This is a genomic window from Flavobacterium sp. Root420 (genome assembly GCF_001427905.1).
Classification (GTDB): domain Bacteria; phylum Bacteroidota; class Bacteroidia; order Flavobacteriales; family Flavobacteriaceae; genus Flavobacterium.
In genome coordinates, this window is the sequence record NZ_LMEF01000033.1 from 127,228 (window position 1) to 140,959 (window position 13,732).

Annotated in this window: 16 protein-coding genes; 4 read left to right on the top strand and 12 right to left on the bottom strand. The window is 33.6% G+C overall.

The genetic code is table 11. The features are described from left to right. Positions 1-338 precede the first annotated feature (338 nt). From bshC to ASC72_RS22285, 3 genes are all read left to right on the top strand, one after another. Positions 339-1,928, top strand: coding sequence for a bacillithiol biosynthesis cysteine-adding enzyme BshC (gene bshC / locus ASC72_RS22275; protein ID WP_056196206.1), 1,590 nt, complete (start codon positions 339-341; stop codon positions 1,926-1,928). 226 nt (positions 1,929-2,154) lie between these two features. Continuing rightward, complete coding sequence (locus ASC72_RS22280; RefSeq protein ID WP_056196208.1) at positions 2,155-3,426, top strand: acyltransferase family protein; 1,272 nt, start codon at positions 2,155-2,157, stop codon at positions 3,424-3,426. A gap of 136 nt (positions 3,427-3,562) precedes the next feature. Then, the gene (locus ASC72_RS22285; RefSeq protein ID WP_056196211.1) at positions 3,563-3,982 is read left to right on the top strand and encodes a nucleoside-diphosphate kinase; all 420 of its coding nucleotides are present in this window, start codon (positions 3,563-3,565) and stop codon (positions 3,980-3,982) included. A gap of 129 nt (positions 3,983-4,111) precedes the next feature. On the opposite strand, the gene ASC72_RS22290 is transcribed toward ASC72_RS22285, so the two are convergent. Both ASC72_RS22290 and ASC72_RS22295 read right to left on the bottom strand, forming a co-directional pair. Then, complete coding sequence (locus tag ASC72_RS22290; RefSeq protein WP_056196214.1) at positions 4,112-4,408, bottom strand: DUF721 domain-containing protein; 297 nt, start codon at positions 4,406-4,408, stop codon at positions 4,112-4,114. Beyond that, the gene (locus ASC72_RS22295; RefSeq protein ID WP_056196216.1) at positions 4,389-4,829 is read right to left on the bottom strand and encodes a hypothetical protein; all 441 of its coding nucleotides are present in this window, start codon (positions 4,827-4,829) and stop codon (positions 4,389-4,391) included. Before ASC72_RS22295 ends, ASC72_RS22290 begins: the two co-directional genes overlap by 20 nt. A gap of 229 nt (positions 4,830-5,058) precedes the next feature. Between ASC72_RS22295 and ASC72_RS22300 the strand changes: the two genes are divergently transcribed. Further along, positions 5,059-6,123, top strand: a complete 1,065-nt coding sequence (locus tag ASC72_RS22300) for a serine hydrolase (protein WP_056196441.1) — start codon at positions 5,059-5,061, stop codon at positions 6,121-6,123. A gap of 20 nt (positions 6,124-6,143) precedes the next feature. Here the strand turns inward: ASC72_RS22300 and ASC72_RS22305 are convergent, their stop codons facing one another. The 10 genes from ASC72_RS22305 to ASC72_RS22350 all read right to left on the bottom strand — a co-directional run bounded on the left by ASC72_RS22305 (position 6,144) and on the right by ASC72_RS22350 (position 13,655). Next, on the bottom strand, positions 6,144-6,749 hold the full coding sequence (locus ASC72_RS22305) for a Zn-dependent protease (protein WP_056196444.1): 606 nt from the start codon (positions 6,747-6,749) through the stop codon (positions 6,144-6,146). 201 nt (positions 6,750-6,950) lie between these two features. Next, the gene (gene ftsY / locus ASC72_RS22315) at positions 6,951-7,904 is read right to left on the bottom strand and encodes a signal recognition particle-docking protein FtsY (RefSeq protein WP_056196222.1); all 954 of its coding nucleotides are present in this window, start codon (positions 7,902-7,904) and stop codon (positions 6,951-6,953) included. A 168-nt stretch (positions 7,905-8,072) separates the two neighbouring features. Next, positions 8,073-8,225, bottom strand: a complete 153-nt coding sequence (locus ASC72_RS23815) for a DUF4295 domain-containing protein (protein WP_007805819.1) — start codon at positions 8,223-8,225, stop codon at positions 8,073-8,075. A 74-nt stretch (positions 8,226-8,299) separates the two neighbouring features. Continuing rightward, positions 8,300-8,482, bottom strand: coding sequence for a 50S ribosomal protein L33 (gene rpmG, locus ASC72_RS22320; RefSeq protein ID WP_008253902.1), 183 nt, complete (start codon positions 8,480-8,482; stop codon positions 8,300-8,302). Between the two features lie 27 nt (positions 8,483-8,509). Next, positions 8,510-8,746, bottom strand: coding sequence for a 50S ribosomal protein L28 (gene rpmB, locus ASC72_RS22325; RefSeq protein WP_007805815.1), 237 nt, complete (start codon positions 8,744-8,746; stop codon positions 8,510-8,512). Positions 8,747-8,817: 71 nt separating this feature from the next. Beyond that, a complete protein-coding gene (locus ASC72_RS22330; RefSeq protein ID WP_056196225.1) occupies positions 8,818-10,071 on the bottom strand; it encodes a CinA family nicotinamide mononucleotide deamidase-related protein in 1,254 nt (417 codons plus the stop codon). 221 nt (positions 10,072-10,292) lie between these two features. Beyond that, a complete protein-coding gene (locus ASC72_RS22335; RefSeq protein ID WP_056196228.1) occupies positions 10,293-10,637 on the bottom strand; it encodes an Hpt domain-containing protein in 345 nt (114 codons plus the stop codon). Continuing rightward, entirely contained in the window at positions 10,637-11,248 is a 612-nt protein-coding gene (locus ASC72_RS22340; RefSeq protein WP_056196230.1) for a fumarylacetoacetate hydrolase family protein, read from the bottom strand. The genes ASC72_RS22335 and ASC72_RS22340 overlap by 1 nt, the downstream gene beginning before the upstream one ends. Before the next feature lie 93 nt (positions 11,249-11,341). Beyond that, on the bottom strand, positions 11,342-12,112 hold the full coding sequence (locus ASC72_RS22345; protein WP_056196233.1) for a 3'-5' exonuclease: 771 nt from the start codon (positions 12,110-12,112) through the stop codon (positions 11,342-11,344). A 217-nt stretch (positions 12,113-12,329) separates the two neighbouring features. Then, positions 12,330-13,655, bottom strand: a complete 1,326-nt coding sequence (locus ASC72_RS22350; protein ID WP_056196237.1) for a dihydrolipoamide acetyltransferase family protein — start codon at positions 13,653-13,655, stop codon at positions 12,330-12,332. Positions 13,656-13,732: the final 77 nt, after the last annotated feature.

The window sequence follows — 13,732 nt, forward strand, 5'->3', positions numbered from 1 at the left end:
TTGATATAGATTTTTTTTGAAAAATGCTAATGCAAAAATGAATCAACTCATTTAAAGCAACAAACATTTGTCTGCAAAAATATAGTTTCATTATTAAAAACACACATTTACAAACAACAGTTTTATATTACTCTCAGAATTTTAACAAAAAAACCAAATCTGTTGTTTTAATCTTTATCAAATTATTCTTTGCTCAATTAATCCCGAAACAAAAATTAAAATACTGATTATAACTATTTTAAATCAAAAATTAAAAATCAATCTTAAGCATTCGTTAAAAACACTTTTAAGTACATATTTTCATTAAATTTACAGCTATCAAAAATAAATCTAAAATTATGCCCACAGACTGTATCAGCTACCAAACCTCAGGATATTTCTCTAAATTGATACAAGATTATTTAGATCAAAAACCCGAATTGCACTCTCTGTACAATCATTACCCAACACTGGAAAATTTTAAAAAACAAATAGCAGAAAAACAGGCCAATTTTGATAATGCAAACCGAATTCCATTGGTTGAAACTTTAAAAAAGCAATATCAAAATATCGAGATTTCAGACGCAACAAAACAAAACATTGCTCTTTTAGCACATCAAAATACTTTTACAATTACTACCGGACATCAGCTAAATTTATTTAGTGGCCCGTTGTATTTCTTATATAAAATTATTTCCACGATTAATCTGACCAAAGAATTAAAGTCGAAATATCCAACGCATAATTTTGTTCCCATTTATTGGATGGCAACCGAAGATCACGATTTTGAAGAGATTAATTATTTCAATTTTAAAGGAAAAAAATTCCGTTGGAACAAAGAAAGCACAGGTCCGGTTGGAAGGCTTTCAACAGAAGGTTTAGCAGAGTTTTTCGAAATTTATGCTGCAGAATTAGGATCCAGCACAAACGCGAATGTTCTAAAAAAACTATTTGAGGAAGCGTATTTAAAACATGAAAATCTAGCCGATGCCACTCGTTTTTTAGCCAATAGTCTATTTGCCAATTATGGCTTAGTAATTTTAGATGCTGATGACGCCGATTTAAAACGTGCCTTTATTCTATTTATTAAAGAAGAATTAGAACAACAGACTTCATTCAAAGCTGTTCAGGAAACCATTTCAAAATTTGGCGATTATACGGTTCAGGTAAATCCGCGCGAAATCAATTTATTTTATATTGAAGATGATGTAAGAGAACGAATTATTTTTGAAAATGATAAATACTACGTAAACAATACAAAAATTTCATTTTCAAAAGAAGAAATTTTTAAATTATTAAAAAGTAATCCGGAGAAATTCAGTCCAAATGTAATTATGCGTCCGTTGTATCAGGAAATTATCCTGCCAAATTTATGCTACATTGGCGGAGGCGGGGAAATTGCATATTGGTTAGAATTAAAATCGTTCTTTGATGCTGTAAATAGTACTTTCCCAATGCTTTTAGTTCGTAATTCTGTGCTTTTAAATACTGAAAAACAAGCTAAAAAAGCAGACAAATTAGGTTTAAGCTGGGCCGATTTATTTACAAAACCTGCTAATTTGGTAAATGCGATTACACACAAATTATCTGCTTTTCCAATTGATTTGACTCCTCAAAAAGAAACATTAGAAAAACAATTTGAATATCTTTATGAACTCGCTCAACAAACCGATAAATCATTTAGCGGAGCTGTAAAAGCACAGGAAGTTAAGCAGAAAAAAGGCCTGGAAAACCTTGAAAAAAGATTACTAAAAGCTCAAAAAAGAAAATTAGATTCCGAATTACAGCGCGTTGCAGATTTACAATTTGAGTTGTTTCCAAACCAAAGTTTGCAGGAGCGACAAACCAATTTTTCTGAATTTTATCTAGAAAAAGGTGAACAATTGATTCCGCTTTTGATTCAAAAATTAAAACCATTAGAAAACAATTTTAATATTATAACGATATAAAAAAACTTGCCACAACCCGAGCGATAGCGAATTGGCGAAGCAATTACACAAATTTTCACTAATTTTTAATCGCAAAACTGATACTAATTCGTGGCAAAAAAGTCCAAAAAACGGGTAACAATAAAGTAATAATCATCAGAATAAATAACCGCCTCTTCTGAAATTATTGCCTCTCTAAACCAAATAGTAACTTTTTAAAACAAAAATTAACCTATTACCAAAAACTATGACCAGAGAGCGCTTGATTTCATTAGATGTCTTCAGAGGATTAACGATTTTATTAATGACCATTGTAAACAACCCGGGCGATTGGGGCCATGTTTACACACCACTTTTACATTCAGAATGGCATGGTTGTACACCAACCGATTTAGTTTTTCCGTTTTTTATTTTTATTATGGGAGTTGCAGTTCCGCTTGCAATGCCAACCAAAATCTGGGATGAAACCACTTTTAATAAAATATTGGTTCGTTCTTTACGTATGTTCTGTCTCGGAATATTCTTTAATTTCTTCGCTAAAATACAGCTTTTTGGCCTTGACGGGATTCCGCTTTTAATTGGCCGTTTAGCCATTACAATTGCAGTTGGTTATGCTTTAATGGGGAGTTTTAGTTCCAAGGTCAAAAACATTCTGGCCTTCTCCATTCTAATAATTTATCTCTTCTTAGCTTACAGTGGTATTGAAGCTTATCACGATGTACGTCTTCCGGGAGTTTTACAACGAATCGCGATTGTATATTTTGTTGTTTCTCTTTTATATTTAAAAACCACTCAAAAAACACAAATTATAACAGGAGTTGTTTTATTATTGGTTTATTGGGCCGTAATGACGTTAATTCCGGTTCCGGGAATTGGAGCGGCAAATCTCGAAAAAGGAACCAATTTAGCTTCATGGATAGACAGTATCTTACTAAAAGGTCATATGTATCGCGAGACAATTACCTGGGATCCAGAAGGAATTTTAAGCACAAGTCCATCAATCGTAAACGGAATTATTGGTTTATTAATTGGCCAAATATTACTGAGAGAAATAAGCAAAACCAAAAAAGCCAAAAAAATGGCTATAATTGGCGTAGCACTAATTATTGGAGGTTTATTATGGAATATTGTTTTCCCAATCAACAAATCGCTTTGGACAAGCAGTTACGTTTTATATACTACAGGATTAGCCACTACATTTTTAGCACTACTATATTATGTAATTGATATAGCAGATTATAAAAAAGGTTTCAAACTCTTTTTAATTTGGGGAGTAAACCCAATGATTGTATTTTTTACCTCTCAAATTATTCCGCAGGCCTTGGTAATGATTGAATTCCAAAATCTGCATAAACCTTTAGAAAAAATCAATCTTTTAAATTATTTGTATAGTTTCGGAATTGCCCCATTCTTCAGTAATCCAATGGCAGCGTCTTTAACCGGGGCATTGGTATATGTTGGAATCTGGACCTTTATATTGTGGATATTTTACAAAAACAAATTAATATTTAAAGTGTAAATCATTTAGATATACAACTCCCAATTCACAATTTTATTTGCCATAACATCATTTCACGATGTTTTAATTATGAATTTATTAAAATCAATTCATAAAAAAAGTATACTTTTGCACAAAATTAAAAATAAGCAATAAAATGGCAACAAATAGAACTTTTACAATGATTAAACCAGATGCTGTTGCAAACGGACACATCGGGAACATCTTAGCAATGATTACTAACGGAGGTTTCAAAATCGTTTCATTAAAATTAACTCAATTAACTGTAGCTGATGCTCAGGCTTTTTACGCTGTACACGCTGCAAGACCTTTCTACGGAGAATTAGTTGAATTTATGTCACGCGGACCAATTGTTGCTGCTATTTTAGAAAAAGATAACGCAGTAGAAGATTTCAGAACTTTAATTGGAGCTACAAACCCTGCTGAAGCTGCTGAAGGAACTATTCGTAAAGCATACGCAACTTCTATCGGAGAAAATGCAGTTCACGGTTCTGATAGCGACGAAAATGCTGCTATCGAAAGTGCATTCCACTTTGCTGGAAGAGAGCAGTTCTAATTTTAGATTTTAGAGTTCAGATTTTAGATTAAAATGCACAATAAAAAAATGCCGTTTCAAATTTTGAAACGGCATTTTTGTTTATTTATAAAGTTCAGCAATCTAAAATCTGAACTCTAAAATCTAAAATTAACGAAGCACTACATCCTTCACCACTTCGCGCCCCAATTCTTCATTAATCATCTTAACGATTTTCGATTTTCCATGGCTTAATTCTTCTCTTAAAACGGCAGATCCAAGTTCAACGTATAGTGTACTTCCTTTCAAAACAACGTTTTTAGTATACGTCTTTACACCATTTCCCATTAAGTTGCCCCAAGCTTCTTTCACATCAATCTGATCCATTCCGGGCTGTAATTTATTGACCTGAATAATCTGGTGCAAAACATCGCCAATCGTACTTTGATTATTTAGTCTTTTTGCCATCGTTTAAAATATTTAGTGGTCCTGCTTTTTTATAATGATATTCTTTTTGTTGCTCATTTTTAACGACAAACTCTTTGTCCGAAATCGAAATTAATTCCTCACTCCATTTCGCATAATCCGTTTTATAATCCAGAAAAGTTCCTTTATCAGTAAATCGAACCGAAACATTTTCGAATGTATTTGTAGTCAAAAAAGTACCATCAAGTTGCGCCATAACTTTCGTTCGCGTTCCTTTTGTTCCTTTAATTTGAAAATAATCAAAATTCTCATTCATTCCGTAATCCTTCACTTCTCCCTCATCAAAAACCACTTTTTCAATTTCCCAATAACCATTCAATTTTGCAATATCTACCGGTTTAATTTCCTGTTTACAGCTTACAAACAAAAGCGATAGAACCAAAATCATAAAAGTGTTTTTCATATAATATTTTTTATAAGGAGCTTATTGCCGCTGTCCGCTATATCTTTTCCTGTCTAAAGAAGCCAGAAAAAGGATACCGCTCCCATCGGGGCTGGGGCTCCAGTTTTCAAAAGAAATTTAGTGAAGTACAAAGTTAACTTTATATCAATCAAAAGAAATAAAAATTTGTAAATCTCATTAAACTATTTTGCATATTTTTGGTCAAACCCCAAACCAATACCAAAAAACCATGACCAGAAACATTTGTAAAATCTTGATTCTCTTATTATGTATAAGCTGTAGTAAAGAAGAGAATGATCCGGCACCTTCTCCAACGCAAAATATGTATTTTCCACCTTTAACAGGAAATACTTGGGAAACAACATCAATTTCAGATCTAAAATGGAATCAAACTGAGGTTCAGCCACTTTTAGATTACTTAGAATTAAAACATTCTAAATCTTTTATCATTTTAGTCAATGGCCGAATTGTTTTAGAAAATTACTTTAACGGACATTCCGCAACTACAAACTGGTATTGGGCAAGCGCCGGAAAAACATTAACTTCAACCATGACCGGAATTGCGCAGCAAGAAGGTTTATTGAATATTAATAATAAAGTTTCGCAATACATCGGAACAGGTTGGACAAGTGAAACACTAGCAAAAGAAAACCTCATTACCTGCAAACACTTATTGACCATGACATCCGGATTGGATGACAGTACTGACGACGTAGATCCGGCAAATCTTATTTACAAAGCCGATGCAGCCACACGTTGGGCTTATCATAATGTGTATGTAAAATTGCAGGATGTCGTTGCAAAAGCAAGCGGAAAAACCTGGGATAATTATTTCAATACCAAATTAAGAGACAAAATCGGAATGAATGGTAATTGGGTACAGCTTGGCGTAAATAGCGTATACACCAGTACCTCCAGAAGTATGGCGCGTTTTGGACTTTTAATGCTTAATAAAGGAAAATGGGAAAATAACCAAATTTTAAACGAAACGTATTTCAACGAAGCCACATCAACTTCACAAAATATCAATTTAGGTTACGGTTATTTATGGTGGCTTAACGGAAAAACTTCTTATCGCTTACCGCAATCACAGCTTACTTTTTCAGGAAGCGTGATACCAACTGGACCAAACGATATGTTTATGGCGCTTGGGAAAAATGATCAAAAAATATATGTTATACCAAGCAAAAATATGGTCATTATCAGAATGGGAGACGCTGCTGACAATGTCAATCTGGCGTTATCAGATTTTGATGAAACTTTGTGGGAGAAAATTAGCGCTTTGTATAAATAAAAGAATTCAAAAGAACTGCATTAGATTAATTGCCAACCACTATTTTTTAAAAACTTGGTGCAATTTTCACAAAAATCTTTTTCTTCATCCAATGGGTTTCCTCCTTCAGCATCACGCATCAAACACGTTTTAACTTTACAATGAGGTAAACCCGCTGTATGGCCAAGTTCATGCAAAACTAATTTATAAAACTGTTGATTTTTATTTTTTACAGATACTCTAAAATCAGAAACAACACAAGATTTCCCAGGTCGATAACCCAATCCCATAATGCCCCAATCTTTAATTCCGTTTTTAGTAGTACTGATATCAAAATGCGATAATCCAACAATTACTGAATCTTTTCCAATAGTATTACGAAGTGATTTAATAATACTGTCAGCGCGATATCGGTGCCTGGGTTTGTAATATGCATTTTCAGGAAAAGGAATATTTTGTCTCAAAACTACATTTGGGTTAATAGTCCTGATTTCAGAAAAAACTTTATTGGATTGTTCCAATTCAAAATTACCTAAAGGCTGAATTACAATTACCTTTTTGGAATGTATTTTTTCTACACTATTTTCATTATTTCTGTTTGTACAAGAAATTAAGCTAAAAAGCAGAATAAGAAAATAGTATTTCATAGGCAATTTATTTCTTGGTTCGGATTCTTTTAAGCATACCGGCAAAAAACAAACCTAAACCCAAAACCAATAAAACGTAATAAGAAGACAAACTCTTATCTTTTAAAACATTGGCTAAAACAAAACACACAACGCTTGCAAAATAAAAAGTAACAGGCGTTATATTTTTTAAAGAAGAAAAACTCATTAATTATCTAAAATTTATTTAAAAAAACTATCTACAAATTCATATTTATTAAAGACTTGCAAGTCTTCAATCCCTTCGCCAACACCAATGTACTTTACAGGAATCTGAAACTGATCTGAGATACCAATTACAACCCCACCTTTTGCTGTTCCGTCTAATTTAGTTACCGCAAGTGAAGTTACTTCAGTTGCAGCCGTAAATTGCTTAGCTTGTTCAAAAGCGTTCTGACCTGTAGAACCATCTAAAACCAAAAGCACATCGTGAGGAGCATCAGCAACAACTTTCTGCATTACACGTTTTACTTTTGTAAGTTCGTTCATAAGGTTGATTTTATTATGAAGACGCCCTGCTGTATCAATAATAACCACATCAGCATTTTGAGCAACAGCAGACTGCAAAGTATCAAAAGCTACAGAGGCTGGATCACTTCCCATATTTTGCCTAACGATTGGCACATCAACACGATCTGCCCAAACTTGTAATTGATCAATGGCGGCGGCACGAAACGTATCTGCAGCGCCTAAAACCACTTTATAACCAGCTTTTTTAAATTGATAAGCCAATTTACCGATTGTTGTAGTTTTACCAACTCCATTAACACCAACCACCATCAAAACATATGGTTTTTTGTCTTTCGGAATATCAAACTCAGTTGCTTCGCCTCTATTGGTTTCAGACAATAAAGCACCTATTTCATCACGAAGAATTTGGTTTAATTCGTCAGTCCCTAAATATTTATCTTCAGCAACGCGATTTTCGATTCTTGAAATAATTTTCAAAGTTGTATTCACACCAACATCTGAAGCTACCAGAATTTCTTCCAGATTATCTAAAACGTCATCATCGACCTTAGATTTTCCAGCAACGGCTTTGCTTAACTTTGAGAAAAAAGTAGTTTTTGATTTTTCAAGACTTTTGTCTAAAGTCTCTTTTTTATCAGTGGAGAATAATTTTTTAAAAAAACTCATTTTTTATAGGTTGTTAGTTTTTTAGATTAAATGATTTTACAATCTAAATAATCCTTAATATTTAAAGAAACCTAAAACTAGTCCTGCTTCTTTAAATTTTACACAAATATAAAAAATAAAAAAGCTACTTCCGAATGAAAGTAGCTTTTCTATATAATGTGATTGTTATTATTTCTTTTTCAAGAAAGTATCAACTTCTTCAGGAGCCATAATAGATTCTACGAATGTATATGCACCAGTTTTAGGAGATTTTACCATTTTGATGGCTTTTGATAATCTCTTAGAAGATGTTTGTAACGATGCTACGGTTTTCTTTGCCATGATTCAAATGTTATTTGAAGCTTTTATAAAACTCGAATGGCAAAACCATTGAGATTTACAAAAATCTCTAATTATTACTTAATTTCTTTGTGAACAGTTACACGTTTCAAGATTGGATTAAATTTTTTAATCTCTAATCTGTCCGGAGTATTTTTTTTGTTCTTAGTTGTAATGTATCTAGAAGTTCCTGGAACACCAGAAGTCTTGTGCTCAGTACATTCTAAAATTACCTGGATTCTATTACCTTTCTTTGCCATCTTGCTATATATTTATTTAGGAAAAGATTATTTGATAAATCCTTCTGACTGCGCTTTTTTCAAAACTGCAGAAATTCCATTTTTATTAATTGTTTTTATCGTAGATGCTGCTACTCTAAGAGTAATCCATCTATCTTCTTCTGGAAGATAAAAACGCTTTTTAACTAAGTTTACAGAAAACTTTCTCTTAGTTTTGTTCATAGCGTGAGAAACGTTATTTCCTACCATCGCTCTTTTACCTGTAAGGTCACAAACTCTTGACATTATACTTATCTTTTATCGTTATTCAAAATCAGGGTGCAAAGAAAAGAAAAATAAACCATTGTAGCAAAAAATTAATGCACATTTTTTAAAATTTCTTTCTGTAATATTTCTAAACTCTTAATCGTGGCTCTATCTATCACTTTCTCACGTGGTTGGCCAAAGTTAAATTCTTCTACAATTATATCAGTTGGGGTAGCCAAAGCGATAAAAACAGTGCCAATTTCAGCATCTGAATCACCTTTTGATGGTCCGGCGTTCCCAGTTGTCGCGATTGCATAGTCTGTTTTGAGTATCTCTTTCACATTCAAAGCCATAGCAGATGCAACTTGGGCACTTACAACCGAAAATTCATCAACTATATCTTGTGAGACACCGAGAACATTAACCTTCGCCTCTGTTGCGTACGAAACAACACTCCCTTTAAAATAATTTGAAGCTCCCGGAACAGCTGCCAAAAGCGATGCAATTTTTCCACCTGTAAAACTTTCAGCAGTCGAAATTGTTTTATTTTGTTTCGTTAATATTTTTCCAATTACGGTTTCGATTGTTTCATTTTCTTCATAACCTACTATAATATCGTGAATTATCGCATCTAAAGATTTTACATTTTCTTCAATTGCCGCTTCTAATTCTTCTTTATTGGTTCCTCTTCCGGTCAATCGCAAACGCACTCTTCCCGGATTTGGCAAATAAGCTAATTTGATAAAATCCGGCAGATTATTTTCCCAATCTTCAATACGCTCTGCCACCATACTCTCGCCTTGTCCATAAGTTAAAATGGTTTTATGAATGATATACGGGCGTTTGTATTCGCGAACAATCTTTGGAATTATTTCTTCTTCAACCAAATATTTCATTTCGTAAGGAACTCCCGGAAGTGAAATAAACACGGTATTTTCTTTCTTCATCCACATGCCCGGCGCCGTACCCACCTGATTATGCAGTACCGTACAAGTCGATGGAACAAGAGCCTGATCTTTATTTAATTGCGAAATTGGTCTTTTGTAAAAACCTTCAATTAATTGGGTTACATGCGCTAATACTTCAGGATTCACAACCAGTTCATCATCAAAGTATTCGCAAAAAGTTTTTTTAGTCACATCGTCTTTTGTCGGACCTAAACCTCCGGTAACAATCACAACATCAACTTTATTTTGCAGTTGCGCAAACGTGTCTAAAATATGTTTTTTATCATCGCTTATCGAAATCATTTCACGTATTTCGACTCCAATTCTATCAAGTGATTTGGCAATAAAACCAGAATTTGTATCGACGATCTGACCAATTAGAATTTCATCTCCAATTGTAATTATAGTTGCTTTCATGTAAATGCATTTTTTTCAACTTATCAGATTGTAAGTCAGTATTAGAAAGTAGATTGTTGTTGGAACGATTTGCATGAGGGGTAGAAACGGCATCCTTTTGTGACAAACAATAAGAACCCATCAAACAAAATTTCAGGAACAAAAGATGTAGTCTCCCGACGCTTTGGGACGACCTATTTTTGACCAAATTTAAAAAGGGCAAAAATAGGATCATACCTTACTTATAGGTCAAAGTCTTTTTTGATTTCTTTGATTGCTTCTTTAACCTGTATTTTTATGCTTTTGAAAGTTTCGATAATTTCTTTCTTTTTACCTTCTGCTTTTGTCCAAGCTTCCACTTGCAGAATTTCTTCAAAAGCCACATTTAAACCAATTAAATCTAAAGTAGGTTTTATTTTATGCGCATAGGCATAGGCGTATTTATGATCCTTCTTTTTAATTCCTTCTTTGATTTGTTTTAAATCCTCCGGAACTTCAGTAACAAATAATTTAAGAATTTCGTTTACAAATTCCGGATCATTGTCTGAAAGCGCATATACTTTCGAAAGGTTGTATTTTAAAGCCATTATTTTACCTGTATTCTAAATAATTTTTTTTCTTCTAAAAAGCCTTCCAAAACATCGTTTGGCTTGACCGCCGCAACTCCTGCAGGCGTTCCTGTAAAAATAATATCCCCAATTTTAAGCGTAAAATATTGCGATACATAAGCGATTAGCTCATCAATTTTCCATAGCATAAGTGCTGTATTGCCTTTTTGAACGGTTTGAGAATTATTTGTTAACTCAAAACTAAGGTTTTCCATTGAAACAAAATCGATTTTTGGCAAAAAATCTCCAATGACCGCAGAACCGTCAAATGCTTTTGCTTTTTCCCAAGGCAATCCTTTTGCTTTTAATTTATCTTGTAAATCTCTGGCAGTAAAATCGATACCCACACTAATTTCATCATAATACTTATGCGCAAATTTAGGTTCGATATACTTTCCTACCTTACTAATTTTAACAATTATCTCTATTTCGTGATGAATTTCCTCAGAAAATTCAGGGATTACAAACGGATGTTGCTTCAATAGAACTGCAGAATCCGGTTTCATAAAAATCACCGGTTCTGTTGGTCGTTCGTTTTTTAATTCTTCGATATGATTGGTATAATTTCTACCGATACAGATAATCTTCATTCCTTTATAAGTTGCTAAGTTGCTAAGATACTAAGGTTCTAAGAAACTATGCATACAAAACTTAGCATCTTAGAATCTCAGAGACTTACTGCCTTATTTTGTGTTTAATCTTCTTAATTTAATCGCTGTTAAAACCTTTTTGGTATACAATGGAAAATCGGCATTTTGAATCCAGCTGAAATATCCCGGCTCTGTTTCTAATACTTTTTCGACTTTTGCTCCTTTGTGTTTTCCGAAGGTAAAAATTTCTTCGTTGTCTGCATCAAAAGCAATCATTCCGGCAAAATCAGCGATTTTTTTTCGGGTAGTGAATTCAGATAATGATTTCATATCATTTTCTAAATCAGGATAACGGTCTAATTGTGCTTTTAGAATTTCGTAAGTCGCCATAGTATCCGCTTCTGCAGAATGGGCATTTTCTAAACTTTTTCCGCAATAAAACTTCAGGGCAGCACTTAAGGTACGCTCTTCCATTTTATGAAAAATAGTCTGCACATCAACAGAAACTTTATTTTTCATATCAAAATCAACACCAGCGCGAAGTAATTCTTCAGCCAAAAGCGGAATATCAAAACGATCTGAATTAAAACCACCTAAATCACTATCCTTAATCATGCCATGGATTTGCGATGCCAATTCATTAAAAGTAGGTTCATTAGCTACTTTTTCATCAGTAATTCCATGAACAGCGGTTGTTTGTGGCGGAATTGGAATTGTCGGGTTCACCAACCAAGTTTTACTTTCTTTATTTCCGTTTGGAAAAACTTTGAATATTGAAATCTCTACGATTCGATCTTTTCCGATATCAATTCCGGTTGTTTCTAGATCAAAAAAGCAGATTGGTTTGTTGAGTTTGAGTTCCATTTTTAGTTTTTATAAGATTACAAATGTAATTTTTAAAGCCGAATTTTCTCCCTTATTCGTGATTTTTTTTAGTTAAAAATGGACATTTTCCTGCGATTACAAGTTTAAAAATTATTCTTGAATAAAAATACTTCTTCACAAAACCACCTATTCATATCAACCAAAAAACCCGAAAAATTTTTAAATTTTCCGGGTTTCATTTTATTTGTTAATTGATTTAGAAATCCCTGTCTACATCAAAAGCTTCTAAATATTCTGCTACTCTTTTTACAAAACTTCCTCCTAAAGCTCCGTCAACAACTCTGTGGTCGTAAGAGTGCGACAAGAACATTTTTTGACGAATTCCGATAAAATCACCTTCCGGAGTTTCGATAACCGCAGGCACTTTACGAATCGCACCAAGAGCTAAGATTCCTACCTGAGGCTGATTGATAATTGGCGTTCCGAAAACACTTCCAAAAGTTCCAACATTCGTCACTGTGTAAGTTCCTCCTTGTGTATCGTCCGGTTTTAATTTTCCGGTTTTAGCACGGTTTCCTAAATCGTTTACCGCTTTTGCCATTCCAACAAGATTTAACTGATCTGCATTTTTAATTACAGGAACAATTAAGTTTCCGTTTGGCAAAGCTGCTGCCATTCCTAAATTTATATTTTTCTTTTTGATGATATAATCGCCATCAACAGAAATATTCATTCCCGGAAAATCTTTCAATGCTTTTGCAACCGCTTCCATCATAATTGGAGTAAAAGTCAACTTCTCGCCTTCTCTTTTTTCGAAAGCCGTTTTAACTTTGTCTCTCCATTTTACAATATTCGTTACGTCCACTTCAATAAATGACTGAACGTGAGCCGAAGTTTGAACTGAAGCCACCATGTATCCTGAAATCAGTTTACGCATTCTGTCCATTTCGATGATTTCATCACCTCCATTTACAGAAACCGGTACCGCCTGCTGACTTTTTTGAACTATTGGTTCTGCAGCTTTTACTGCTTCAACCGTTTTTCCAGGTTCAGCAACTTTGGGAGTTACAGCGCCAGATTTACGATCTTCAATATATTTTAAAATATCTTCTTTTGTAACGCGACCCTCTTTTCCTGAACCTTGCATTCCGTCAAGCTCAGCAATAGAAATCCCTTCTTCTTTAGCAATGTTTTTAACTAATGGCGAAAAGAATTTATCCGATGTGGTAAAATCCTGAGGAGTACTCATTGTTTCCTTAACAGTTTCAATTGTGTTCTCAATTTCAGTTACTTCCGCAGCAAATGCCGCTTCTTCAACTGCTTTTACAGCAGGAGCATCTCCTTCGGTTTCAATAATCGCAATGGTTTGTCCTACCTGAACTAAATCATCTTTACCAAATAATTGTTCAACTAAAATTCCCGATACTTCACTTGGTACTTCACTGTCAACTTTATCAGTTGCAATTTCAAGTACCGCTTCATCAGCTTCAATTTTGTCTCCTACTTCTTTCAACCAGTTGGTAATAGTTGCTTCAGCGACACTCTCTCCCATTTTAGGAAGCTTTAATTCAAATCTTGCCATATTGTTAACCTCAAGGGTGATTTTGATTTTCTGATTGCGAAATTACTGAATATTTTAAATATAAATTATATTTAATA

What these genes read in the sequence shown, in the direction of transcription:
- ASC72_RS22280 (WP_056196208.1), top strand. Translation starts at nt 2,155, where the DNA reads ATGACCAGAGAGCGCTTGATTTCATTAGATGTCTTCAGAGGATTAACG.
- ASC72_RS22350 (WP_056196237.1), bottom strand. Translation starts at nt 13,655, where the DNA reads ATGGCAAGATTTGAATTAAAGCTTCCTAAAATGGGAGAGAGTGTCGCT.
- ASC72_RS22285 (WP_056196211.1), top strand. Translation starts at nt 3,563, where the DNA reads ATGGCAACAAATAGAACTTTTACAATGATTAAACCAGATGCTGTTGCA.
- ASC72_RS22290 (WP_056196214.1), bottom strand. Translation starts at nt 4,408, where the DNA reads ATGGCAAAAAGACTAAATAATCAAAGTACGATTGGCGATGTTTTGCAC.
- bshC (WP_056196206.1), top strand. Translation starts at nt 339, where the DNA reads ATGCCCACAGACTGTATCAGCTACCAAACCTCAGGATATTTCTCTAAA.
- ASC72_RS22305 (WP_056196444.1), bottom strand. Translation starts at nt 6,749, where the DNA reads ATGAAATACTATTTTCTTATTCTGCTTTTTAGCTTAATTTCTTGTACA.
- rpmB (WP_007805815.1), bottom strand. Translation starts at nt 8,746, where the DNA reads ATGTCAAGAGTTTGTGACCTTACAGGTAAAAGAGCGATGGTAGGAAAT.
- ASC72_RS22345 (WP_056196233.1), bottom strand. Translation starts at nt 12,112, where the DNA reads ATGGAACTCAAACTCAACAAACCAATCTGCTTTTTTGATCTAGAAACA.
- ASC72_RS22295 (WP_056196216.1), bottom strand. Translation starts at nt 4,829, where the DNA reads ATGAAAAACACTTTTATGATTTTGGTTCTATCGCTTTTGTTTGTAAGC.
- ftsY (WP_056196222.1), bottom strand. Translation starts at nt 7,904, where the DNA reads ATGAGTTTTTTTAAAAAATTATTCTCCACTGATAAAAAAGAGACTTTA.
- rpmG (WP_008253902.1), bottom strand. Translation starts at nt 8,482, where the DNA reads ATGGCAAAGAAAGGTAATAGAATCCAGGTAATTTTAGAATGTACTGAG.
- ASC72_RS22340 (WP_056196230.1), bottom strand. Translation starts at nt 11,248, where the DNA reads ATGAAGATTATCTGTATCGGTAGAAATTATACCAATCATATCGAAGAA.
- ASC72_RS22330 (WP_056196225.1), bottom strand. Translation starts at nt 10,071, where the DNA reads ATGAAAGCAACTATAATTACAATTGGAGATGAAATTCTAATTGGTCAG.
- ASC72_RS22335 (WP_056196228.1), bottom strand. Translation starts at nt 10,637, where the DNA reads ATGGCTTTAAAATACAACCTTTCGAAAGTATATGCGCTTTCAGACAAT.
- ASC72_RS22300 (WP_056196441.1), top strand. Translation starts at nt 5,059, where the DNA reads ATGACCAGAAACATTTGTAAAATCTTGATTCTCTTATTATGTATAAGC.
- ASC72_RS23815 (WP_007805819.1), bottom strand. Translation starts at nt 8,225, where the DNA reads ATGGCAAAGAAAACCGTAGCATCGTTACAAACATCTTCTAAGAGATTA.